The organism is Mesorhizobium sp. CA13 (assembly GCF_020165235.1).
GTDB lineage: Bacteria > Pseudomonadota > Alphaproteobacteria > Rhizobiales > Rhizobiaceae > Mesorhizobium.
The window spans coordinates 42,058-64,731 of sequence record NZ_JAIUHS010000010.1 but is presented as its reverse complement, the minus strand read 5'-3'; the positions used below and the strand labels follow the sequence as shown (position 1 = coordinate 64,731).

The window sequence follows — 22,674 nt, the reverse complement described above, 5'->3', positions numbered from 1 at the left end:
CGGCGCGAGCCGGTGGTGTCAAACGGCGGCGCTGGGGATGAGCAAGGTCGAAGCCTCGCCTCGGTCGTAACGCACCGTCGGCGCCTGCATTGCGACGATCTCCTCGCCGACCGTCGGGTGCACGGCCATGACAGACATGAAGTCTTTCATGGTGGCTCCGCTGCCCACGGCAATCGCCAGCACCTGGATCATCTCGCCGGCCTCCTCTGCAAAGAGATGGATTCCGAGTATCCGGTCCGTCTCGCAATCCACAATGACCTTCACAAGCGAGGCCTCGCAGTCGCCCGTCACGACGGCCTTCAGCGGCCGGAAGCGGACCTTGTAGACGTCGACAGCAGGGTACTGCGCCCTCGCTTCAAGTTCGGTCAGGCCGACGGTGCCGATCTGCGGGCTGGAGAAGACGGCGGTTGGCACGTTGGAGTAGTCGACCTGCCAAGCTTTCCCGCCGAACACGCTGTCGGCGAACGCCTGGCCTTCGCGGATCGCGACGGGCGTCAGGTTGAACCGGTTCGACACGTCACCCACGGCGTAGATGCTCGGAATATTCGTGCGGGAGCTCGCGTCGACAACGATTGAGCCGTTTGCCCCAGTTTTGACCCCAGCGCGGTCGAGTCCGAGCGAAGCCGTGTTCGGCGTGCGACCGAAGGCTAGCATCACCTGGTCAGCCACCAGCCTCCCGCCCTGTTCGGTCGTAACGGCGATTCTTCCTGCACGGTCGCCACCACCGGCGTGCTCGTTCCGCCGCTCACAGCGGCGGATACTGTCGCACAGCATCAGCTTGATGCCGCGATTCATGTAGGACGCGGCGACGGCCTGGCGCACGTCCTCGTCAAAGCCGCGAAGGACATTGCTTCCGCGGCAGACGACGGTGACATCGCTTCCCAACGCCGCAAACAGGCCGGCGAACTCCATCGCGATGTATCCGGCGCCGCCGATCACAAGCTTCCTCGGAAATGTCTTCAAGTCGAAGATGGCATCCGAGGTGATGCCGAGCTCGATGCCGTCGAAGTGAGGCAGTTCGGGCCGTGCGCCTGTCGCAATCAGGATCGTGCGCGCGCGTACGCGGCGGCCGTCTTCGACAAGGCGCACCGTGTGTGCGTCCTCGAGCACGGCGCGCGACCTCACGACCTCGACGCCCGCACTCTCTTGACCGGTGCCGTACAGCCGTTCCAGCCGTGCGATCTCGCGGTCCTTCGCGGCGACCAACGAGGGCCAGTCGAAATGCGGGAGTGACAGGCGCCAGCCGAATTCCGCGGCCTCATCAAAGGTGTCGCTGAACCGGCTCGCGTAGACGAACAGCTTTTTCGGCACGCAGCCGCGGATAACGCATGTTCCTCCGAGCCGATACTCCTCGGCGAGCATCACTTTGGCGCCGTATCGCGAAGCGACGCGCGCAGCGCGGATACCTCCTGACCCGCCACCGATCACGAACAGGTCGACATCGAACGCCGCTTCACGGGAAGGCCCCGAACGCCTGGCCGCCGATGTCGACACGCCTGGGGGTCCCTGCAATAAATCCGTGTCCCTCAAATCAGCATCCAATCCATTCTGTGCGGGAGGTCGAAATGTGTGGCAGATCGCATTCTCCGCGCACACACAGGGCAGGCGTGCGCCTAGAACGGTTCAGCGTTTCAATCGCCGATCCCCTCCAACTCTTTGTTTTTACGCAGTTCCGGGAGAAAACTGCTATGCACTTTTCCTGGAATTGCTCTAAAGCGCGTCGCGTTTGAACGGATTCAAGCGACGCGCTTTAGGTCTTTGTTTTATGGATGTCGTCCTCGCAAAACCGAGGTCACTTTCGGGCGACATGCACTAGATCTGCTCTCACTCTGGATTCGAACGGTCAGGGTTCCTAGCGCACGCGCCGCCACTTCGGACTTGCGGCGTCCGGTTTTGGACTTTCGGCAACGGTCAGCGCGGCCGTGCGGCCTCGCGCAGGAACCACGCTCTCTTCTCGGCCGCGTCTATGTAGCCTTCCAGGAGACTTGCGGTGGCAACGTCCTCCAGGTCGTCGCAGAGCTTGTGTGCCTCCCGCATCGAGGCGGCCAGCGCCTTGTTGTCCTCCATGAGCTCGGCGAGCATCGCGCCCGGCGCGACGTCCTCGGCCTCGTTGTCCGCGATGGTCCGCAGCCGCGCCGCCTGGCCAAGCGAGCGGATCGTCGTTCTGCCGGCCGCACGCACACGCTCGGCGAGCGGGTCGATCACATCGAGAATGCCGCTCGCCTGCTCGTCCAGCATGAGATGGTAGTCCCGGAAGTGGGGGCCGCTCACGTGCCAATGGAAGTTCTTGGTCTTCAGGAAGAGCGACAGAGCGTCGGCCAAGACCTGGTTTATCTTCCCGGAGAGCGTTGCAAGCGAGTTTCGCTCGATTGGTAGGTCTTGCTCCCCGTTCGGCAACTCTTCAACGTTCGTCGTCATGTCAGCAGTCCTTTCACTTAGCGCGTTGCGTACTGATTGGTCGCCGGCCTACAGGCCGAGTTCGGTGAGCGACGGATGGCCCGCAGCCGTCAACCGCCGGTGAAAGCGGCGATCGCTTCCTTGATTTTCGCTACGGCGTAGCCGCCGACCTGCTCGAGCTCGACATGGGGGAGGTTCGGCATCTCGTCAGTCGCGACGCCGCACGCGACGATCGCAGGACCTGGGCACGCAAACGCCTCGATCAAGGTCGCCTCGAGCAGCGCCGGATCGCGCACCGTGAAACCCTGCGCGCCGCAGGCACGCCCTAGCGCTGCGTAATCGGGGTTGGTGAATTCGATTGCCTTGCGGAACGGGAGTATCCCCACGCTCTGTGCCTCGAGCGTTATGAGCCCGAAGGCCGCATTGTCGAAGACCACGATTTTCACCGGCAGGTGGTGGTGTACCGCGGTGAGGAATTCGCTCATCAGCATGTTGAAGCCGCCATCTCCGGTGAGGACGATCACCTGTCGGGACCGGTCGAGCGCCTGAATGCCGTTGGCTTGCCCTAAGGCCGTGCCGACGGCGGCGTTGTTGAACGAGCCGACAATGCGCTGCTTGCCGCTCTGTCGAATCCAGTTGCCCGACCACAGCGTGTTGAGGCCCGTATCGAAGACGAACACGGCGTCGTCCTTCGCAAGGTCGCTGACCATGCGGGCAACCGCTTGCGGATGGATCCTGTCGCGGCTGCGCATCAAGTCGCTCTGCTTGTCGAGGAGCTCGTCCCAAGCGCGGCGACCGCGCGCGACCTTGTCGAAGAAGGCGCTTCCGGTCTTCTGTCGCACTCTGCGCAGGAGGGTGGAGAGTGTCGGCCGTACCGAGCCCACTACGCCGAGTGCCGTCGGCGCGCGCCGACCGATCGCCGCGGCCCGCTCGTCGATCTGGATGACGTTCCCGTGCGCGGGCAGGAAGTTTGAATAGGGGTAGTCCGTGCCGACCATGAGCAGGAGCTCGCAGTCCTGCACCGCAGCGTAGGCCGGCTTGCTGCCGATCATGCCAAGGCCGCCCATCCAGCGCGGATCATCGTAGGCGATGATCTCTTTGCTGCGGACCGTGTGGACGAGAGGCGCCTTCAGGCGGTCCGAGAGGTCTCGGAGCAGGTCGGCCGAGCCCCGGCACCCCGCCCCGCAGAGGATGGCGACCGAGCCTGCCGCGTCGATGCGGCGCGCGACCGCGTCAATTCCGCGCTCGGCCGGCGCGATCTCGGCGCGCGGGCCGAGCGTCGCCACGCTCGAAACAGCGTGCTCGACCTTGCTGGACAGGACGTCTTGGGGGAGAGTCAGGTGCGCGACCCCGGGCCCTGCGTATGCAGACGAAATCGCCTGATGGATCACGCTGGGCGCCTGCGCCGGCGCGGTGATCGTTTGAGTGTAGAGCGATACGTCTCGGAAGAGCAGGTCCGGCTCCGTCGACTGGTGGTACTCGATGCCCTTCAGGCGTCGTGGCATCTCCCCCGACAATGCCAGGACGGGAGCGTGGTCGCGCGCAGCCTCGTAGAGGCCCGCGACGAGATGCGTGCTGCCTGGCCCCGTTGTTCCGGCGCACACTGCGAGCCGGCCGGTCAGCTTCGCTTGGCCGGCCGCGGCAAGCGCGGCGCCCTCTTCGTGCCGTACGCCGACCCATTCTATCTTGCTCTGGCGCACGGCATCGCCAAAAGGGTTCAGCGAGTCTCCGATCAGGCCAAAGACCTGCTTTATGCCGACCTCCTCGAGGACATCGACAAGGGCCTCTGCGACAGTACGCGACATGGATCACTTCCGCGGTTGGCCTGCTTTCGTCGAAATGACCGCCGGGTCCGGGCCAATGCCGCGGCGTCACTGCCAAAGCCTTGCGCTTTTGCACTAAGCGGCTCGTTGTACAGCAGGACTTAGCCGCGCGGTGATAACCCTGCGTTATGAATAACATGCCCCGGTGTGTTCCGGACCAGAGTGGCCAACCCGAAGGCAACACCGCTTTTCCATGGAGTCCGGAACCAGGTTGTGGACGACGGGCGCGAGGCCCGTCGCTAATCAAGGGCTTCGGCCCTAGTGGTTTGCGCCGCCCAGCGGCTTTAGGTTCGCGCAAAATTCCGCATAAGGTTTGCTCATCGCTTCATCCTGGCACTCTTTCATCATCGAATCCTGGTCGCTCTTCGACATGCTTTTCCAAGCGGCCTCGAATTCGACCTTCGGTTTCATCGTTTTCATCGATGCATCAGTGAAAAACGGCTCCATCATCGCTGGCGAGTCGAGAGCGCCTGCGAAAGCACCGCCACCGAGTGTCGAGAGAGCCAATGCTCCAAACAGGATGGGTCTCAGGTTCATGAATAGGATTCCTTCTAGCTTGCGAGAATTCTCAGCTGCGATGTGTATTTGCCCCAGGAATGGAAAATTGCGTTGTTTCTGGCGCGCTCAGAGTTCGCCCGAAGTTGCCAATCCAAGCTAATGAAAACGTTGTATGGATTTCATGCCAGTCTGGAATTGTAGGCGACGAATTTCTCCACTTCCGCCAGGCAAATAATGTCCGAAATCAAGATCACGACAGTCGGATACCGGCTGCCAGCCTTCAGGCCGCCTGGGTGCGTGAAGGACGCGAGCGGTTGTCGATTGGATGCCCTCTTTCTATGATCCGGCTTCGCCGGCGAGCGCTACTCTCGTGCCGCGGCCCCGGTTGGTTGGAGGACAGCGAAGATGGCTATGGAGCGGGCGGTGCTGGCGGGCGGATGCTTCTGGGGCATGCAGGACATGTTCGACCGCCTAAGAGGCGTCGTGTCGACGCGGGTCGGCTACACCGGCGGCGACGTTCCCAATCCGAGCTACGGCAACCACCAGGGCCACGCCGAGGCAATCGCGATCGTCTTCGATCCCGGGGTCGTAAGCTACCGGACTGTCCTGGAGTATTTTTTCCAGATCCACGACCCGACCACTTACGAGCAGCAGGGGAGCGACTTCGGACCGAGCTACCGCTCCGCGATCTTCTACACGGACCAAGACCAGAAAGAGACGGCGCTTGAAATGATCGCCGAAATCGAAGCTTCTGGCTTGTGGCCCGGTCCCGTGGTCACCGAAATCAACCCCGAGGAGCGGTTCTGGCTGGCCGAGCCCGAGCACCAGGACTACCTGCAACGGCACCCGGGCGACTACAGCTGTCATTTCATCCGGTCGAGCTGGCGACTGCCGTCGGCTCATGCATCCCCGAAGTTGCGAACCACCAAGGGGCCGGAGAACTGACCCGCCCGCTCGAGCAATTGCAGGAAAAAGTGCGTAGCGGTTTTCCGTCCTGAATTGCATGAAAACAAAGAGTTAGAGCGGCGTCTTCATCAAACGCAGAACCCGTCTAGCGCCGATGCTGAGTCAGGGCGAGGCTCGTTGCTAGGCTGATGGCGGCGGGAAAACGTCGGCCCCGCAGTGCCGGCGCATAATAGCGGTGGCAGCCTCGAACTGCTCTGCATCGACGGGGTGGACGATCAACACAATGCCGCCGTTGAGGATCTGGCTCTCGGCCCACTCATGCACGTGGGCTTCGTGTCGCCGGCCCAATAAGGCTGCCAGCCCGCCCACACCACCTCCGGAAGCCAACCCCGCCAGCAGAGCCGGAGCGGCTGCTCCGCTCGTCGCTGCCAAGACGGCACCGGCGCCGGCGAGCGACGCGACAGTGGCCGCGAGCGAGGTCGCAAGCGTGCGAACCTGCTGCCGATCGTCGCTCAAGCCGATCTCGATGCGAGGCAGCTGCTTGATGTCGCAGCCGACGGCGCCCGCACAGGACGCCGCTATCTCCTCCTGCGCCAGAAAGCTTATACGAGCGCGGTCGATCCCCGCGGCTCCCAACTCGCTTACAGCAGCCTCGAATTCAACTTCGCTTTGCAGCGCGCCAATGACCTCTCGCAACTCGCTCACTATCGGTATCCTCTAAACTTGCTTTCCTGTCTTGAAGGCCTCGGCCCGTGGCGCACACCGGGCCCGCCTCTCACGAGTAGTCACCGCCGCTCTGCTGAGTGAGGTTGCCGAGGTAGTCGCGCTTCCCGATCTTCGCTCCGAGGTGCCGGAGGATCGCGTGCGCAATCGAGATGTGGAAGAAGAAGTCGGGCAGCACCAGGTGCCGGATGTAGTCGTCTCCGCCATACCATCCGCGCACGATTGGCGGCGTCAGCTCGTATGTATGGGACTGCGCGCCGGCAATCTCGTCCGGCTGCACGTTTTGCAGGAAACCGCGAGTCTCAAGGAGCCGTCCCTTCAACGCTGGATACATCATCGGGGTGTTGCGGGGTGCTGGCGGGTCGCGCTGCATCAACTTCGCCATGTGCGCGTCGACCTTGTTGCAGCTTACGGAGAATTGTTCTCCAAAAGTGAGCATGTCGGGCGCGAGCCGCTCGCCAAGGATCCTCCCAGGCTCAAACCCCTTGGCCCGCTCGAGCGCCTGGGCACGGTCGAGGTAGTCGTCCATCACGTTCAGTCCATGTACCATGACAGGAACTGTGATGTCATAGACCGATAAGGACACGCTGACCTCCATGCGATCGTTGTATTCTGAACCGCGGTCGAACCCGAAGGTCGTTAACCGAAACGAATGTCACCATAAGCCCTTCATTCTTCCAGCCCGCCGGACAATGGCCTCCGCCAAACCGCGGCGAGAAGGGATCTCCTAGGCGTGAGGCGGCCTAGTGGCGCAGGACGGGATATCCGTTCACGTAAATCCAGTCGGTGACCTTGGCCGGCACGTGACAGCCCTGGCAATCGGTATGGTCGTTCGGTCGAGCTAGTCTTGAGCGGCTTGTCCGCGTCGAACCACGACCATCCCCACCCGTCGCCCCACAACGGGTTGCCGGAAAGGTTTCCTTGCTGTCTTTCACCATGACGAACCAGCCCTTCAGCCTGTCGGTATAGCTCACTGTGCCGGTGGTCATCTCGTTCGTCGAGGTCGCGAGGACCTCTTTCACCAGAACGGTGCCGTCCGGGAAGTGCCCCGTCTTCCGGTAGGTATCGATCGCCCCCCGAGGACGCGTAGACGGCGTGCATTTCCTTCGAGCTTTGGCCGCTGTCGGCGGCAATCGCCCAGCTCCCGAGCGCTTGGCAGAGGGTTCGGTAATCTGCCGGCACCCGCAGGTGTCCGGCCGCGTCCACCACTTTCGCGGTCGGGTCGGCCGGAGCCGCTCCGCTGATCTCAGCGAGCGCCGCCACGGTGCCGGCGATCAGTGAGGCGGCGGCAGCCAGTCCGACGGTCATCGATAAATTCATGGGGACTCCTTTGCTGCCCGCGCGCCGCACGGCGGGCCGGCGCAATGGCTTCAATCAATGTCGATGCGGCCGCGGTGCTCGGCCGGTCGAGCAGACCCGAAGATCGGACACAGCCGACGAAATTAGAAATTCCCTTTGGACATGCATTCGATAGTCATGGGTATCGTCGTCCAAAAGCGCTGTGCGCGCCGACGTTCGGTCCATCTGCGATCAGCCATCGAGGAGCGCGCCGTACTCTGGGTGCCGGCGGCGTAGGTGAGTATAACGGGCACTTCGCGATCACTCTTTTGCCATCGCGTCGCAACGCTTCGAAAACGCCATGCGCCAATCGCGATCCGTACCCCTGGCCGGACCGCTCGTGCGGCACGTCCGTGTGGAGCAGGGCGACGCGGCCGTCTTCGACCTTGTGGTACGCGACCGCGAGCGCACCGTCACCCAGCGGCATTTCAACCCGGCTCATGACTGGACTGTCCCGGATGTCGCTTTCCACCTTCTGTCTGCCTCGCTCATCAAGAAGTTAGCAGGCCCATCAGCGATGGTCTGCCGCAGCGAGCCCGGTACATAGATGCCGCTCCTCGTGTTCGGGGGTGTTCCATGTTTTCGGGCCGTCTTTTCGTCCGCTCAGTGATCCCGCTGTGCGGCCGCGCTGCGACGCGCACGGGATGACGGGCAAGGACTAGGACGACGACTTCAGTGAATCCGTATCGAACGGCAGGCTGCGCAGGCGCTTGCCCGTGGCGGCGAAGATCGCATTGGCCACCGCGGCACTGACAATGGCTGTCGCAGCTTCACCAATACCACCTGGAGCCTCTGCGTTCTTAATCAAGTGCGTCTCCACCACCGGCACCTCGTCGATTCGCATCGGCAGATAGCTGTCGAAATTGCTCTGCTCGACGCGTCCATCCTTGAAGGTGATCGAGCCATGGAGCGCGGCGGTCAGCCCGAAAAGCGTTCCACCCTGAATCTGTGCTTCGATCGTATCGGGATTGACGTAGATGCCGCAATCAATCGCACAGACGATCCGCTTGACTTTGACAGAGCCGTCGGGCGCCACTACGACCTCGGCGACCTGCGACGCGTAGCTTCCATATGCGAATTGTACCGAAATGCCGCGGCCATGCCGCGCGGGAAGTGCTGATCTCCACCCTGCTTTTTCCGCGGCGAGCGACAGAACAGCAAGCGCTCGGGGATTGTGACCAAGCAATCCCTTGCGATAGGCGACCGGATCCTGCTTCGCGGCATGCGCGAGCTCATCCATGAAACTTTCGACCACAAAAACATTATGTGTCGGTCCGACGCCGCGCCACCAAGACGTCCGGACACCAGGAGGCTCGACCCGCACATAGTCGACGTGGATATTGGGCAGCGCATAGGGCGGCGCTGCAGCCGCTTCCACGGCATCGGGGTCCAATCCGTCCTTGACGTAAGGGGGATAATAGCGCGCCATGACTGAGGAGCCGGCTATCCGATGCGTCCAGGCAACCGGTTTGCCGGCCGCATCAAGCCCGGCCGATAGCCGGTCGAGATAGTACGGCCGATACATATCGTGCTGGATGTCTTCCTCGCGGCTCCAGATCACCTTCACCGGGCCATCGACGTGCCTGGCGATCTTGACGGCGAGGATCGTCCCATCGGGTTCCAGCCTTCGGCCGAAGCCACCGCCAATGAGATGATTATGAATTTTGATTGCATCCTTTGGCAGGCCGGTGAGTTCGGCCACCTGAGACTGCGTGATCGTAGGCGCTTGTGTCCCGACCCAGATATCGCAGCGATCCTTCTGCAGATGAACGGTGCAGTTCATCGGCTCCATCGCCGCGTGGGCCAGGAAAGGCACCTGATAGATGGCGTCAACCCGTTGCGCCGCCTCCGCAAGAGCCTTCCCTGCATCGCCATCGTTCCGGGCAACCGCGCCCGGCCTTTTGGATTCCTCCTCCAATTGTTTGACGATATCGGCGTTGCTGACCTTGCCGTTCGGCCCGTCGTCCCAGGTGATGGCGGCGGCCTCGAGCCCCTTCTTCGCCGCACCCGTGTGGTCCGCCAACACGGCAACAGCTTCACCGATATTGACCACCTGCCGGACGCCCTTCACCGTCAGCACGGCCTTCTCGTTCACTGTTTTCGCCTCGCCTCCGAGCACGGGCGAAATAGCAACCGCTGCGATTTTCAAACCTGGCAGCCGCGTATCGATGCCGTAGAGCGCGCGTCCATCGACCTTTATCGACGAATCCACGCGCTTGGCACGCGTGCCAATCAGGGTGAAATCCTTCGGATCCTTCAATTTGACGTCTGCCGCAGGCGGCACAGGCAATTTCGCCGCGGCCTTCGCAAGTTCGCCGTAGCTCAGATGCTTCGAGCCCGACGCATCGAACACGGTGCCGTCCTTGGCGCGGCAAGTCGCTGGATCGACATTCCAGCGCTTTGCGGCTGCCGCAATCAGCAGATTACGACCCACTGCCCCTGCCTGACGCAGCGGTGTCCAGAAGGCGCGCACAGAGGCGGAACCACCTGTATTTTGAATGCCTATGATCGAATTGACGTAAAGCGCATGATTTGGCGGCGCATGCTGAACCTCAATCTGGTCAAGCTTCACTTCCAGTTCTTCAGCGAGAAGCATCGAGAGCGACGTGTAAACCCCCTGTCCCATCTCGATCATCGGAATGACCAGGGTCACGGCGCCAGTTGGATTGATCCGTATAAATCCGTTCGGCGCGAAAGTACCCGTGACCTCGTTTTCGACCACCTGCGACGCAGGCGCCGCGAAGACGGACGTCGTGCTTGCGCCGGTCAGCGCAAAGCCAAGCACCAAACCTGTGCCCTGAAGGAAGGCGCGCCGCGACATCGCTGTTTCTTCGGCAATCTGCTCTCTCGGGATAAGCCTGTTCACGATCTCAAACTCCCGCAGCGTGCTTGATCGCAGCGCGGATGCGCTGATAGGTGCCGCATCGGCAGACATTGCCCGACATGGCGGCGTCGATGTCGTCATCCGTCGGCTTCGGCGTGTCCTTCAACAGCGCCGCTGCCGACATGATCTGGCCGGACTGGCAGTAGCCGCACTGTACCACCTCCAGTTCCAGCCATGCCTTCTGCAAGGCCGCGCCCTGTGGCGCCTGGCCGATCGCCTCGATCGTGGTGACCGCGCTATCGCCGACGCTGTCAACCGGCGTCTGGCAGGAGCGGACCGGCTGACCGTCGAGATGCACGGTGCAGGCGCCGCACAGTGCCTGGCCGCAGCCGAACTTGGTGCCGGTCATGCCGAGTACGTCGCGCAGCACCCACAAAAGCGGGATGTCGCCGTCGACATCGACCTCACGGGGTGTTTCGTTGATCCTTAACGTGAAAGCCATGCATGCCTCTCGGGGCTGGCGCTGATGAGCCGGCCGACATGAACAACGGTCGGCCGGTTGCGTGGATCGATGGGGAGCGTGCCGCTCAGGGACGAACGCGGATGACCGTTTTCCCCGCGCGTCGCTCGGTCGAGTTGAAGGCGGCGATCGCCTCGTCGAGGGTCGCGACTTTGCCGATGTTCGTGCGCAGTCGGCCGTCCCGCACCCGCTGGACGATCTCGCTCAGCTGGCCCCGATCGGCCTCGACGACGAAGTCGACCGTCAGGCCATCCACGGGCCGCGCGTCGGTCGGTCCGACGACGGTCACCAGCGTACCTCCGGCTCGGATCAGCGCCGCGGACCGTTTCTGGATGTCGCCGCCAATGACATCGAACACCAGATCGATGCCGCGCACGTCTTCCAGGGCGTCGTTTTCGAGGTCGACGAATTCATTCGCGCCGAAATCGAGCGCCTTCTGACGGTCGGCAGAGCGTCCGGTACCAATGACGTAGGCGCCGGCCTCTCGTGCGAGCTGCGTCACCATCGACCCGACGGCGCCGGCCGCACCATGCGCAAGGACGCTCTGCCCCGCCTGAAGGCGGCCATGCTGAAACAGTCCCTGCCACGCGGTCAGGCCCGAGATCGGCAGGCTCGCGCCCACCGTGAAGCCGACGTCGCCCGGCAGCGGCGCGAGGTTGCGAGCCTCGATGGCTATATACTCCGCCAGGGTGCCGTCGCGATGCCAGTCGGCGAGGCCGAACACCCGCTGTCCTACCGACAGCCCCGTCGTGCCGTAGCCGAGAGCGATGACCACTCCAGCCAGCTCGTGACCCGGAATCGACGGTGTTCGTTCACGGTTGCTGCGATCGGTCCAGGTCGAGGGCCACGCCAACTCAGTTCCGACGAATCCCGAAGCATGAATCTGAACGACGACGTCGTTTATCGCTGCCGGCGGCTCGGGTCGCTCGGCCAGCTTCATCCCGGCCGTTCCCGCGGCCTGGTCCGTCACAACGATTGCCTTCATGTGAATTGTCTCCTCGGTTATTTGTCTCTTTGGTGGAAATGCTGCGGGATGGCGCAATGTCACTCACGGACGAACGCGGATGATCGTCTTGCCTGTGCGTCGCTCGGTCGGGTTGAAGGCGGCGACGGCATCGCCGAGGGTCGCGATGTTGCCGATGTTCGTGCGCAGTCGTCCGACCCGCACCCGCTGGACGATCTCACCCAGTTGGACACGATCGGGCACGAGAACAAAGTCGATCGTCAGGCCGTCGGCGGGCCGCGCCTCGGTCGGCCCGGCGATGGTCACCAGTGTTCCTCCGGCTCGAATCAGGCCTGCGGACCGCTTCGCGATGTCGCCGCCAATGACATCGAACACCAGATCGACGCGGCGCACGTCTTCCAGGATGTCGTTCTGGAGGTCGACAAATTCATTGGCACCGAAATCGAGCGCCTTCTGACGGTCGGCGACGCGTCCGGTGCCGATGACGTAGGCGCCGGCCTCACCTGCGAGTTGCGTCACCATCGAACCGACTGCCCCGGCCGCGCCGTGCACGAGGACGCTTTGTCCCGCCTGAAGGCGTCCGTGCTGGAACAGTCCCTGCCATGCGGTCAGGCCAGGCATCGCCACGCTCGCGCCCACCGTGAAGTCGATGTCGCCCGGCAGCGGCGCGAGGTTGCGGGCCTCGACGGCCACATACTCAGCCAGAGTGCCGCCGCGATACGAGTCCGAGAGGCCGAAGACCCGCTGTCCCACCGACAGCCCTGTCGTACCGTAGCCGAGAGCGGTGACCATTCCGGCCAGCTCCTGCCCGGGAATCGACGGCGTCCGCTCACGGCCGAGGCGATCGGTCCAGGTCGAGGGCCAGGTCAGCTCACCCGAGGTGAAGCCCGACGCATGGACCTGAACGACGACGTCGTTTATCGCTGCCTGCGGCTCGGGCCGCTCCACCAGCTTCATCCCGGCCGTTCCCGCGGCCTGGTCAGTCACCACGATCGCTTTCATGGGAATTGTCTCCTCGGGTATTTGTCTGTTTGTGGATATGATCCAGCAATAGAAAGCTCGTTCGACATCTCATGCCCGGGGCCATGGCTAGTGTCCGAAGCATGCCCTCGCTTCTCGAATAGTTCGGTGCGGGGCAGGGCTTGAGCAGTGACCCGTCAGCATACACCACGTTCGCCGTCGGGTCCGCTGGAGCCGCCTCGCTGATCTATGCGAGCGTCGCCACGGGCGGCTGCGACCAGCGAGACGGCGACAGCGAGGCCTACAGTCCTCGATAATTTCATGGGGGCTCCTTTGCTGCCCGCGGGCCGCACGGCGGCTCAGTGCAATGGCTTCAAATCAATGTCGACACAGGCGCTTGTTCGGCCAGCCCCAGTGACCTTAGGATCGGACGCAGCCGGCGAAATTAGAAATTCCCTTTGGACATGCATTCGATAGGCGTGGGGTATCATCGTCCAAAAGCGCTGTGCGCGCCGGCGGCCCGTCGGGCCGCGATCAGCGATCGGCCCTCAAGGAGTGCGCCGTATTCGGGCGACGTAGGGGCCGACACATCAGGCCGAACCCTGTCTGGGCCGCCGTTACCATCAGCCGCGCTGCCGCCGCACGCGCGGGGCCACGGTCTCGGCAAGTTCGGCTGGACGCGCTTGCTGAGCCGACGTCGCGTCGCATCGCCGAGCGGCTGCTCTACGGAATGACTGAGCTGCATAACGGCGAGCGGACCCCCAAGGGCTGCCTAGAACTCAACGCCGCTTTGGCCTGTTCCACGCTCACCGAACCAGTCAGCTAGGAACTCGTGCGCAACCGCAAGCGCTTCAGGCAGCAGCTACGCGACCGGTTTGACGAGACGCTGGCAACGGCTCCCCCGCCAGCGGGCATGACCAGCGACGATGCTGCCTGGCTCATGATCTCACCTAAGCCAGGGCTTGGCCGTCCAGGCGAAAGCCGGCTTCTCGCGGGAGACCTCCCGTCCAACTTAGGATTCCGCCCTCCCGCAAACGGCCACCCTGCCGTTTCGAATGCAACCGCTGCCGGGCGCCTCCTGGCCGTTGCAGCTCGGCCGCCTTGTCCCGGATACGGTTGGTAAGCGGGCGAGTCATGTGTCTGGACGAACGGCGACGGATTGTGGATTCGCGGCGCGATCCGCAGACTTACTCTTCCCAGCGCGGCGGCATGCGGCCCGCCCGCGGCACTCCCGTGTAGGCCATCTGAGGAAACGCGCGTCGATGCACGATCTGACTGCTACGCCGTCCCACCTCGTCTGCCAGGGCGTGCAGCGCATGCGGGTGCACGATTTCATTCCCGGCACGGACAACACCGCTTACCGCTTCTTCCATCGAAGCGGACGGTCGAAGTCACGGAGTAGATTTGTTTGATGCCGCTTCAACAAGCGCAATTGCTGCCGTTAGGTTTTCCCCTTACTTCCTGGGCTTTCGCGATCCGGATCTGGCTGGCGGCAATCCTGGCATTGCACGTAAGCTTCTGGCTTTCGATCGAGATGCCGTCGATGGCGTTAATAACGGTCGCAATCGTCGCCGAACCAACTCGCGGCCAAGCCCTTGATAAGGCAGTCTTTCGTGTGCTCGCGACGATTATCGGCGTAGCGGTTTCCATTGCCATAACAGGGCTTTTTTCCCAGACGCGGGATCTTTTGCTGATAGCTTATGCCGGGTGGATGGGCCTTTGCGTGTACGTCGCACTCCTTCTCGACGGCAATCGCGCTTACGCGGCGGTCCTGTCGGGCTTCACGGTGGCTTTGGTTGCGATCCAGGAGATCGACAATCCGGGACACGTGTTCGAGGCGGGCATGATGCGCGGCGCAGGAATCCTCATCGGAATCGCATCCCTAACGATTGTCAACGACCTGTTATTGGCACCCAACCGTCATACGAGGCTCGCGACGCAACTGGCGGATATCCATCGCCGGGTTGGGAACTATGCCAAATCGGCGATCCTTGGTGAGGTCACGCAGCCAATGGAATCCGCTGCTCTGCTCGCTGAAATTTCCTCGCTTCGGGCGGACACTTCGAGCCTGGTGTTTGAGTCGAGTAACGGCCCAGCTAGAAGCATCGCGGGCCATAACGCGGCAGTTGCGCTCGTGGCAGAGCTGCATGCCGCCCGGAGCCTGAATGTGCTCCCGGTGGTCGCTGATGAGGCAACATCGGACAGGATAGCGCGCGCGCTTGAGCGCGACGAAAGCATACTCCCATCGTCGACGGTCATGTGGGGGGCCAACGCGAAAAGCAACACAGATACAACCGCATCGCTGGCCTGGACACTTGAGGAGTTGTTCAGGAGAGATGAGCAGGCTCGACAGAATCTTGCTGCCCTGCGCACTGACGAACGTCCTTCGTGGCATTGGCGTCCGCTGATCTATCGATCCCACCGAGCAGCGGTTGAGGGTGGTATTCGAGCAGCGATCTGGGTTGCGTTGACGGGGATGTTGCTTGTGTATGCGGGCTGGCCCGCTGCGAACACTTCCCTTGCCCTCGTCGGAACCTTCGTCGGCCTTGGGGCAACTACGCCCAATCCACGCGCGACGACCGCCCTGGCGCTGGTGGCGGCGCCCATCGGCGGTTTTCTGGCGGGGCTTCTCAAGTTCGCCGTCCTCGATGGCGTTGACGCCTTCCCGTTGCTTGCGATCGCACTTGCTCCTCTCATGATCGGAGCGGGTCTCCTGATAAAGTTGCCCAATCGCATAGTGGCGGCTCTCGGTCGATTTGTCCTCATATTCACCTTGGTGATAGTCTCGTTGACCAATCCGCAGACCTATAACGGACAGTCGTACATCTTCTTCTTTCTTTTTGCTTGCGTTGCACCCGGCGTGTTGTTGGCGATGCAACTTCTTGTGCCTCCAGTCTCACAAGAGCGGCGGAAACGCTTGATGTTGTCATCTGTTCGCCAAGAGTTCGCTCAGGCGCCATCCCGCGATCGGCGACATGAGCCAGAGGAGGAGATGTTTCGTGACGCGGGAAGGATCGGTCAGATCCTGTCCGCGGGAGGGAACGCTCCGAATAGCGTGGAGACGATCGAGGAGGTGCTTTCCCATTTCGACCAATCTTCGATTATCCGGTTGTGCGACGACAAGCTGAAGAAGCTCGCCGGCGGGCCGTCAAGCGTCTTGGCTGAAGAGGTGCGTGCTTCGTTCAAGAAGCGCGCGCCGCAGGCACTTCGCGCCGCGGCCCAGCTCTTATGCCAGGCGTCGCCGTCAGATCATGCTGTGGCTCAACTCTGCGCCGCGCTCATGGTCGCGAGCTACCACATCGAGGCGGGGCTCGGACGACGCGTTCATCTCGGGGAGGCTGCCTGATGGCCCATACCTTCCGCGAATTGGTTATCGGCGGCGTTTTGGTCGCGCCGTTCATCACCTATGCGGTGCTGGCTCTCTTTGTCGTGCTTCTGATCAGGCCGCTTCTGCGCCTTGTCGGATTTTCTAGGATCTTCAGCAATGCGGCGGTTGCCGAGCTCAGCCTCTACGTGACCGTTCTGGGTCTGCTCGTCCTGTTTTTTTGAAGGAAATTTTTCATGCAGGCCGCCCGGCAAGATCAGACGATCGATCGAGGAGAACAACGGTCCGATTCTTTGTCGGGGTCGACCGAAATTGAAGCTGTGCCTGCGCTCAGTGCGGTTGCGCGTGCCAAATCCGAGGAGCCTCCACCATACGAGCAGAAGCCTGTCGTACTGCCCCCCAAGCCACAAGTCGCGGGGCAAAGAGCCATGACGCGGTTTGTGCGGGCGCTATCGCGCAGAGCTGCGACGTTGGCGATCTTCCTTGTGGCGGTGCTCGTCTCACTGACGGTATGGGACCAGTATGTAATCGCGCCATGGACCCGCGACGGACGCGTGCGTGTTCAGGTCGCAAGCGTCGCACCTCAAGTGTCGGGTCAGATTACACGGCTGTTGGCTGCCGACAATCAATTCGTTCACAAGGGCGACATCCTCTACCAGATTGAACCCTTTGATTTCGAAGTTGCGTTGCGCTCGAGCAAAGCGCTGCTGGAGCAAAGGGAAGCCGACGGTTACGTGAAGGATCTGCAGTCCGAACGGCGGAAGCGGCTATCGGATCTTGCCACCACGCGCGAGCAGCAACAGGTATTCGAAGGTAGCTCCCAACAGGCGAAAGCCGCGATCGATGCGGCGCGTGAACAGGTCGCCCAGGCAGATATCAATCTGAAGCGAACGGAGGTTCGTAGCCCGGTGAACGGCTATGTCACGAATCTTTTGTTACGAGTAGGCGACTATGCGCACGAGGGCGTCAGCAACATTTCCATCGTCGACACCGATAGCTTCTGGGTGGATGGCTATTTCGAGGAGACAAAGTTGGCGCTGCTGTGCATTGGCGATCGCGCCGAGGTCAAGTTGATGGGTTATGCTACCCCGATCGTCGGCCATGTGACGACGATCACCCGAGGCGTTAGCGTGTCCAATGCGGCGGCCGGCGCTCAGGGTCTCCCCAATGTTGACCCGGTCTACACCTGGGTACGGCTTGCACAACGAGTCCCGGTCAGAATCGCCATCGACAAGGTACCGCCTGGTATGCCGCTGGTCTCCGGCATGACCGGAACCGTAACGTTGCGCGACGGTTCTCGCGCTGAGGAGAAAGCATGGTTCTATCGAGCGAAGGCTGCGCTCGGGACGAGCCTCACTCACATCATAAATGGAGTATCGCCGCGACCTCACTGCATCGCGTCCAAGACTTGAGTGAGAGCGCGGCGGGGAGGATGTCGGACGGCCGATCATGCGTTTTGGGCGCCTGGGTATTACCAGATGAGCTCGTCGATCACCACATCCGCGACCGGCCCAACCACTCCTCGAGATTGAGCCGGCCGAGACGCGCTTCGCCCAATGTACGAGCGACTTTTTCCTTGAGCCGCCCTCCGAAATACCTGGCTTCGGGATCTTTCACGACCTTCCGCGGGTCGCCGGCAGCCTTCAAATAACGAGCGACGATTTTGTTGAACTCCGCTCGTTCCGGGCCTGCGATCTCGACGATCCCGTTTCGCGGCTTGTCGAAGGCCACTTCGGCGGCAGCAACGTCGTCAGCCGGCTGAATCCTCACGACGCCACCATCCATACTCGCATCGGCGATGCCGCCGAGGAATTCCAGGAACTGGTCGAGCGGATGATCGTGTAGGGAATACCGGAAGCCTCGACCAGTTTCTCCTGGGCGACTTTGGCGCGGTAATAGCCTTGGTCGGGTACCCTGTCGGTCCCGACGATGGACAGCGCGACATGAGGCCGAACGCCCGCTGCGGCCTCTGCCGCGACAAGGTTGCGGCCGGAGGTCTCGAAGAATTCCAACGCCGCCTCGCGGTCAGATGCCGGCACATTGGAGAGGTCGATCACCACCTGTGCGCCAGACATGGCTGCTTTGAGCCCTTCTCCGGTGACGGTGTTGACGCCACCTTTGGGCGATGCCGCGACGACCTCGTGGCCGCCCTGGTGCAGAATGGCAACGGTGTTCGAGCCAATCAGGCCAGTGCCGCCGATCACGACCATCCTCATGGCCTACTCTCCGTCGTCGGTCGCCGGAAGCATCATCGTTTCGATGTGACGCCCAAGACAGCGACGATCCTCATGACACTGTTCAATGTATTGGTGAACCGTTGGCGCCCGAACTGTCGCAGGTGTTATTACCGGTCGTGTCGGGGTGCGGGTTGCGTGCACCGAGGACGGTGAACAGGGTGGCACCGAGGGCAAGTACCCCATATCCGAAGGCGATCTGCGGTATCGAGAACGTGTTGGACAGCCGGCCTGAGATGAGGCTGGGGAAGGCGGCGCCGCTGTAGCTGAGCAGGTAGATCACGCTGAATATCGGTGCGCGGTCGGCCAGGGCACTGCCGTGCAGCAGACCACGGGTGGCGGCGCTGATGGCGATGCCTTGGCCGGCGCCCGCGACAATGGTTGCGATGATGAACAATCCCAGTGTGCTGGCGGAGATCGCCGCGATGATGCCGATCATTCCGGCCAGGAAGGTGATCATGCCGAGGCGTTGGGCTGCCGCGGATGTGAATCGGCCGCCGATCGGCGCGCCGAGAACGCTGGGGGTCATATAGGCGGTGAACACCAATCCGAGGATGAGCGGGCTGCGGGTGTGGAGTTGATCTTCGACCAGCGCAGGCACGAAGGCCTGGTAGAAGGCTCCGGCCGCCCAGGTGGCCAGGAACACCGCTGCCGCGACAGGGAGCAGATGCCTGACCCGGGCCGGTAGGTGGACCCGGGGTTGCAGCGATCGCCAAGCACCCTGCGTCGGAGTCGCTGTTTCGGGGCTGATGGCGATGAGTGCGGCAGACACTAACAGAAAGCCGATGCAAACCAGGTAGATGAGCTCGCGTGGCCAGGGGCCGAACTGGACCAGAGCGCCGGAGGCGATTGCCCCGACAGCGAGGCCGAGCATCGGTCCCTGGCTGGAGGCGACGGAGGCCAGCCATTCTGGCCTGCCGGGCGCGGCGTCGACAATGTAGGAGGTCAGGCTGCTGCTGGCTAACCCGGTACCGACGCCCACCAGCAGCCGACCGGCCAGCAGGGTGCCGACGTCGTGCACATTCAGCAACAGCAGACAGCCCAGCAGGAGCAGGCTGAGGCTAGCGATCGCAGTGAGCCGGCGGCCCAGATGATTGGACAGTCGTCCCAGCACCAACAGTGCGGCGATCGTGCCGACGGCATAGGCGACGACGGCCATCGAGATGCTGGCGTTGGTGAAGCCGTCCTGCGCCCGATAGATGTTGTACAGGGGGATCGGCGCGGCCGCCGCGGCAAACGAGGCCACCAGGGAGACTACCGCAGATAAGAATGCCAGCCGGAGCATTCCGTCCCGGCGAGCCTCGTTGATCACTGGCGCCACGTTCTGCATCGAGCCGTGCATCCTTCGTCTCCCGGGAATTTGGGCGCGCAGGTCCAAAATCTGCGACCAGGTAGTTTCACCAAGTGGCGGTGATCGTCGACGCCAGGCCCAAGAGTGGCTCCATCGCCGAGAGCTGCCGTGGCGCACCTATGTCAGGCGGGCTGTCGCATTGCCGTCCCTTGATTGTTGTCGATAATATAGCGCCAGAACCCATCCGCGCCGCGGCGCATGATGTCGCTCGCTGTGCCATGCAGGTGTACGTGCTTGCCGTCGGGACCTGTGCCATCAATTGACCAGTCCAACACGATCTGGGCGGTATCGCCGGCAACGAACACATGGCGCACATTTGCCTTCAGTGGCAGGCCGAGCTTGATATCGTGCTCGATTATGGCAGCGATCTCTGCGCGATCAGTGATCGTTCGCCCGTCGTTCGCAACGAACACGGCCTCCGGGGCGTACATGGCCATCTGATTGCTGACCTCGCCCGAGTTAAACCGCTTAACCAGCGACGGGATAATGTCTTCGGGTTCAGTTGGGAGTGGAAAGGTCTCGGACATCAGGGGTCTCCTGTTTTGAGCTGGGCGCTACTCGATGAGATTTGCGAATGTCGCAGTTACTGATCGCAGCGCCGGACAAATTTTTCCAATAGCCGGCCCATATGGTTTCCATAGTGGTGGGGAATAGCGCGACGGAAGTCCTCGCTAGCCTTCGCAAATCAAGCCAGGTAACGCCGGCCGCCGCGTCACGCCGGGCGATAACAATCGTCTATCGATTCAATGGCGAGAGGTGATTTCCTCGCCAAAGGTTCGACCTCCATGGTGTTTAAGCGTGCCGTGTGCAGTGCGGATAGTTCTATCGATGGTGTTCGGAATTCCAGGCAAAGCCGGGTTGGGTAAGCACGCTCGTAGAGATTCGGTGCGCGGTCGAATTTGAGACGCGAGGATGATTTGCCGACGGCCGAGGTCTGGGGGAATGAGATGCGCCAATCTCCGTTGTTTAGCTCGCGCCTGGCACCTCGGCCCGGTCTCCGCGGCCAGTAGGGATAGTGTCAGTGGAGATTGCAGAAGCTATCTGTCCGATATTGGTAATACTGGCCTTGGGCATCGCGACCGCCGTCTTGTCGCGCATGCTCAAAGTGAACCCGATCGTTGGTTACCTGTTCCTCGGCATGGTCGTGTCCGCCGTTCGCCCCGAGCTTCTTTCGGCTGGAGGAACGGTTCACCTGCTCGCCGAGCTTGGAGTTGTTTTCCTGCTCTTCGATATCGGCCTTCATTTCTCAGCGGCGCACGTCCGCCGCGAGGCGGGCGACATCTTCGGATTCGGGCCGCTTCAGGTCGGTGCGTCGGCGATCCTCATCGGTGGCTGCGCATGGGCGCTCGGCTTGTCGGCAATCGCTGCGCTCGTTGTCGGCACTACACTGGCGCTTTCATCGACCGCGATCGTAGCGGGAGTCATTGCCGACCGTCGGCAGCAAAACTGTCCGGTCGCACTCACGGCTATAGCGATCCTGATCTTTCAGGATGTCGCCGCCATCTTTCTTCTCATCCTGACGTCGACGCCGGCGAATAGCTCCGCATTCCTGGCCATGCTCGCGGCCTTGGTGAAGACGGTGGTAGCGATTGCGGTGGCGCTGCTCTCGGCCCGCTTCATCGTCCGCCCGCTCTTCGCCATCCTCTCGCGGCACGGAGGCGAGGAGGTCTTCACCGCTACAGCCCTGCTGATCGCGCTCGCCGCCGGCTGGTCGGCTGCCATGGTCGGCCTGTCGATGACACTCGGCGCCTTTCTGGGTGGGATGATGGTGGCGGAGAGTCCGTTCAAGGCGAGCGTGCGCTCGGAAATCGGCCCTTTCCGAGGTCTCCTGGTCAGCTTCTTTTTCCTGTCGACCGGCGCTTCGCTGGACCGCGCCGTGATCACGAGCGCCTGGGCCGCGATCGTCGTCATGGCGGTCGGGATCATCGCGCTGAAGTCGGCCGGCAACATCCTCGCGAGCCTGGCCTTCCGATGGTCTGTGCCCGGCTCGATCCAATTGGGGGTATTGATGGCAGGCGGCTCGGAATTCGCCTTCGTGGTGTTTGCGATGCCCGGCGTTCGCGCGCGCGTCGGCGACGCTACGGTCGCGCAGCTCATCGCAGCCGTTGCTCTCACGCTCGCCGCAACCCCGGCGCTTGCCTATATCGGCCGGAACATTGCCGGACGTTTGCGGACGCGCGCGACACGCAAGATGCAAACCGAGATGGTACCACAGGGAAAGATCAACCCGGTCATCATCGTCGGCATGGGAGATGTCGGGCGGACGATCGCGGACGCGCTTGAGGAGTTTGACATTGGCTATGACGCTGTCGAACGCGATGGCGCCCGACTTCGCGACGCCATAGCCGACGGCTACAATGCTTCCTTCGGGGATGCGTCGGATGCGAGGCTTTGGCGTGCCTTCGACCTGGGCGGCCGACAGTTCAGCGTGATGACGGCCTCCTCGATCGCGGCTGCCCGGGACTGGATACCGTCGTCTCTGGCGCTCTACCCGGACCTTCACCGGCTCTGGGTGACACGCACCGACGACGAGGCCGCGCAGCTCAATGAGCTTGGACTCGAAGCAGTGGTCTCGCCCGACGAATCTCACGGCCTTGAAGCGGCTCAAGCGCTGCTTACCGCGTTCGGAATCGCACCTGATGCCGTCTCCGCCTGGGCGGACCGGCAACGGGCCCGGATCACGAGCCCCTTGGCCGCGTAATACGGGCGCTGCCGTCTATTCCACCGGCACGATCGGTCGTCCACCGCGGATGATGTGCCGAGTTTGGTCCGCTACCTCAAATCTTCGGCAAAGTACTGACGACCAGATTC

Annotated in this window: 20 protein-coding genes and 1 pseudogene; 6 read left to right on the top strand and 15 right to left on the bottom strand. The window is 62.4% G+C overall.

Annotated elements, in window-relative coordinates; genetic code table 11:
- Window positions 1-18: 18 nt before the first annotated feature.
- From gorA to LB566_RS21480, 4 genes are all read right to left on the bottom strand, one after another.
- Complete coding sequence (gene gorA, locus LB566_RS21495) at window positions 19-1,494, bottom strand: glutathione-disulfide reductase (protein WP_224626833.1); 1,476 nt, start codon at window positions 1,492-1,494, stop codon at window positions 19-21.
- Between the two features lie 417 nt (window positions 1,495-1,911).
- On the bottom strand, window positions 1,912-2,418 hold the full coding sequence (locus LB566_RS21490; protein ID WP_224626832.1) for a Dps family protein: 507 nt from the start codon (window positions 2,416-2,418) through the stop codon (window positions 1,912-1,914).
- 89 nt (window positions 2,419-2,507) lie between these two features.
- On the bottom strand, window positions 2,508-4,202 hold the full coding sequence (locus LB566_RS21485; protein WP_224626830.1) for a thiamine pyrophosphate-binding protein: 1,695 nt from the start codon (window positions 4,200-4,202) through the stop codon (window positions 2,508-2,510).
- A gap of 276 nt (window positions 4,203-4,478) precedes the next feature.
- Window positions 4,479-4,757 carry a hypothetical protein gene (locus tag LB566_RS21480; RefSeq protein ID WP_140551837.1) on the bottom strand — a complete coding sequence of 93 codons (279 nt, stop codon included), beginning with the start codon at window positions 4,755-4,757 and terminating at the stop codon, window positions 4,479-4,481.
- Between the two features lie 366 nt (window positions 4,758-5,123).
- Here LB566_RS21480 and msrA point away from each other — a divergent pair, with 366 nt between their 5' ends.
- Window positions 5,124-5,663: a peptide-methionine (S)-S-oxide reductase MsrA gene (msrA, locus tag LB566_RS21475; protein ID WP_140551836.1), complete on the top strand. Its 540-nt coding sequence runs from the start codon at window positions 5,124-5,126 to the stop codon at window positions 5,661-5,663.
- Window positions 5,664-5,804: 141 nt separating this feature from the next.
- Here msrA and LB566_RS21470 read toward each other — a convergent pair whose 3' ends face one another.
- The 4 genes from LB566_RS21470 to LB566_RS21455 form a co-directional block, all read right to left on the bottom strand.
- Complete coding sequence (locus tag LB566_RS21470; RefSeq protein ID WP_224626828.1) at window positions 5,805-6,329, bottom strand: hypothetical protein; 525 nt, start codon at window positions 6,327-6,329, stop codon at window positions 5,805-5,807.
- Between the two features lie 70 nt (window positions 6,330-6,399).
- The gene (locus tag LB566_RS21465; RefSeq protein WP_140551834.1) at window positions 6,400-6,945 is read right to left on the bottom strand and encodes a DUF1993 family protein; all 546 of its coding nucleotides are present in this window, start codon (window positions 6,943-6,945) and stop codon (window positions 6,400-6,402) included.
- A 145-nt stretch (window positions 6,946-7,090) separates the two neighbouring features.
- A complete protein-coding gene (locus LB566_RS21460; protein ID WP_224626826.1) occupies window positions 7,091-7,480 on the bottom strand; it encodes a cytochrome P460 family protein in 390 nt (129 codons plus the stop codon).
- A 341-nt stretch (window positions 7,481-7,821) separates the two neighbouring features.
- Window positions 7,822-8,034 carry a hypothetical protein gene (locus LB566_RS21455; protein ID WP_411910500.1) on the bottom strand — a complete coding sequence of 71 codons (213 nt, stop codon included), beginning with the start codon at window positions 8,032-8,034 and terminating at the stop codon, window positions 7,822-7,824.
- Here LB566_RS21455 and LB566_RS21450 point away from each other — a divergent pair.
- Window positions 7,987-8,232, top strand: coding sequence for a hypothetical protein (locus LB566_RS21450; protein WP_224627041.1), 246 nt, complete (start codon window positions 7,987-7,989; stop codon window positions 8,230-8,232). The two genes, LB566_RS21455 and LB566_RS21450, sit on opposite strands and share 48 nt — an antisense overlap.
- 111 nt (window positions 8,233-8,343) lie before the next feature.
- Here LB566_RS21450 and LB566_RS21445 read toward each other — a convergent pair whose 3' ends face one another.
- The 4 genes from LB566_RS21445 to LB566_RS21430 form a co-directional block, all read right to left on the bottom strand.
- Window positions 8,344-10,506, bottom strand: a complete 2,163-nt coding sequence (locus LB566_RS21445) for a xanthine dehydrogenase family protein molybdopterin-binding subunit (RefSeq protein WP_224627022.1) — start codon at window positions 10,504-10,506, stop codon at window positions 8,344-8,346.
- Window positions 10,507-10,555: 49 nt separating this feature from the next.
- Entirely contained in the window at window positions 10,556-11,011 is a 456-nt protein-coding gene (locus LB566_RS21440) for a (2Fe-2S)-binding protein (protein WP_224626825.1), read from the bottom strand.
- Window positions 11,012-11,096: 85 nt separating this feature from the next.
- Window positions 11,097-12,014 (bottom strand): NADP-dependent oxidoreductase, encoded by a 918-nt coding sequence (locus tag LB566_RS21435; protein WP_224626823.1) that lies wholly within the window; start codon window positions 12,012-12,014, stop codon window positions 11,097-11,099.
- Between the two features lie 63 nt (window positions 12,015-12,077).
- Entirely contained in the window at window positions 12,078-12,995 is a 918-nt protein-coding gene (locus LB566_RS21430; RefSeq protein WP_224626821.1) for an NADP-dependent oxidoreductase, read from the bottom strand.
- Window positions 12,996-14,364: 1,369 nt separating this feature from the next.
- On the opposite strand from LB566_RS21430, the gene LB566_RS21425 reads away from it, so the two are divergent.
- From LB566_RS21425 to LB566_RS21415, 3 genes are read left to right on the top strand one after another with little or no spacing between them, the layout of a single operon-like run.
- Entirely contained in the window at window positions 14,365-16,299 is a 1,935-nt protein-coding gene (locus tag LB566_RS21425; RefSeq protein ID WP_224626819.1) for an FUSC family protein, read from the top strand.
- Window positions 16,299-16,502, top strand: coding sequence for a DUF1656 domain-containing protein (locus tag LB566_RS21420; RefSeq protein WP_140551828.1), 204 nt, complete (start codon window positions 16,299-16,301; stop codon window positions 16,500-16,502). Before LB566_RS21425 ends, LB566_RS21420 begins: the two co-directional genes overlap by 1 nt.
- A 12-nt stretch (window positions 16,503-16,514) precedes the next feature.
- A complete protein-coding gene (locus LB566_RS21415) occupies window positions 16,515-17,690 on the top strand; it encodes an efflux RND transporter periplasmic adaptor subunit (protein ID WP_411910497.1) in 1,176 nt (391 codons plus the stop codon).
- A 79-nt stretch (window positions 17,691-17,769) separates the two neighbouring features.
- Here the strand turns inward: LB566_RS21415 and LB566_RS21410 are convergent.
- The 3 genes and pseudogenes from LB566_RS21410 to LB566_RS21400 form a co-directional block, all read right to left on the bottom strand.
- Window positions 17,770-18,494 (bottom strand): annotated as a pseudogene (locus tag LB566_RS21410) (SDR family oxidoreductase).
- An 82-nt stretch (window positions 18,495-18,576) separates the two neighbouring features.
- Entirely contained in the window at window positions 18,577-19,854 is a 1,278-nt protein-coding gene (locus LB566_RS21405) for an MFS transporter (protein WP_224626817.1), read from the bottom strand.
- Window positions 19,855-19,985: 131 nt separating this feature from the next.
- A complete protein-coding gene (locus LB566_RS21400; protein WP_224626814.1) occupies window positions 19,986-20,390 on the bottom strand; it encodes a YybH family protein in 405 nt (134 codons plus the stop codon).
- A 494-nt stretch (window positions 20,391-20,884) separates the two neighbouring features.
- On the opposite strand from LB566_RS21400, the gene LB566_RS21395 reads away from it, so the two are divergent.
- Window positions 20,885-22,564, top strand: coding sequence for a cation:proton antiporter (locus tag LB566_RS21395; protein ID WP_224626812.1), 1,680 nt, complete (start codon window positions 20,885-20,887; stop codon window positions 22,562-22,564).
- Window positions 22,565-22,674: the final 110 nt, after the last annotated feature.

Bases quoted from the DNA above. Each gene is read 5' to 3' on its own strand.
- LB566_RS21465 (WP_140551834.1), bottom strand. From the start codon at position 6,945: ATGGAGGTCAGCGTGTCCTTATCGGTCTATGACATCACAGTTCCTGTC.
- LB566_RS21420 (WP_140551828.1), top strand. From the start codon at position 16,299: ATGGCCCATACCTTCCGCGAATTGGTTATCGGCGGCGTTTTGGTCGCG.
- LB566_RS21435 (WP_224626823.1), bottom strand. From the start codon at position 12,014: ATGAAGGCAATCGTTGTGACGGACCAGGCCGCGGGAACGGCCGGGATG.
- LB566_RS21480 (WP_140551837.1), bottom strand. From the start codon at position 4,757: ATGAACCTGAGACCCATCCTGTTTGGAGCATTGGCTCTCTCGACACTC.
- LB566_RS21430 (WP_224626821.1), bottom strand. From the start codon at position 12,995: ATGAAAGCGATCGTGGTGACTGACCAGGCCGCGGGAACGGCCGGGATG.
- msrA (WP_140551836.1), top strand. From the start codon at position 5,124: ATGGCTATGGAGCGGGCGGTGCTGGCGGGCGGATGCTTCTGGGGCATG.
- LB566_RS21415 (WP_411910497.1), top strand. From the start codon at position 16,515: ATGCAGGCCGCCCGGCAAGATCAGACGATCGATCGAGGAGAACAACGG.
- LB566_RS21490 (WP_224626832.1), bottom strand. From the start codon at position 2,418: ATGACGACGAACGTTGAAGAGTTGCCGAACGGGGAGCAAGACCTACCA.
- LB566_RS21425 (WP_224626819.1), top strand. From the start codon at position 14,365: ATGCCGCTTCAACAAGCGCAATTGCTGCCGTTAGGTTTTCCCCTTACT.
- LB566_RS21450 (WP_224627041.1), top strand. From the start codon at position 7,987: ATGCGCCAATCGCGATCCGTACCCCTGGCCGGACCGCTCGTGCGGCAC.
- LB566_RS21445 (WP_224627022.1), bottom strand. From the start codon at position 10,506: ATGTCGCGGCGCGCCTTCCTTCAGGGCACAGGTTTGGTGCTTGGCTTT.
- LB566_RS21405 (WP_224626817.1), bottom strand. From the start codon at position 19,854: ATGCACGGCTCGATGCAGAACGTGGCGCCAGTGATCAACGAGGCTCGC.
- LB566_RS21485 (WP_224626830.1), bottom strand. From the start codon at position 4,202: ATGTCGCGTACTGTCGCAGAGGCCCTTGTCGATGTCCTCGAGGAGGTC.
- LB566_RS21400 (WP_224626814.1), bottom strand. From the start codon at position 20,390: ATGTCCGAGACCTTTCCACTCCCAACTGAACCCGAAGACATTATCCCG.
- LB566_RS21440 (WP_224626825.1), bottom strand. From the start codon at position 11,011: ATGGCTTTCACGTTAAGGATCAACGAAACACCCCGTGAGGTCGATGTC.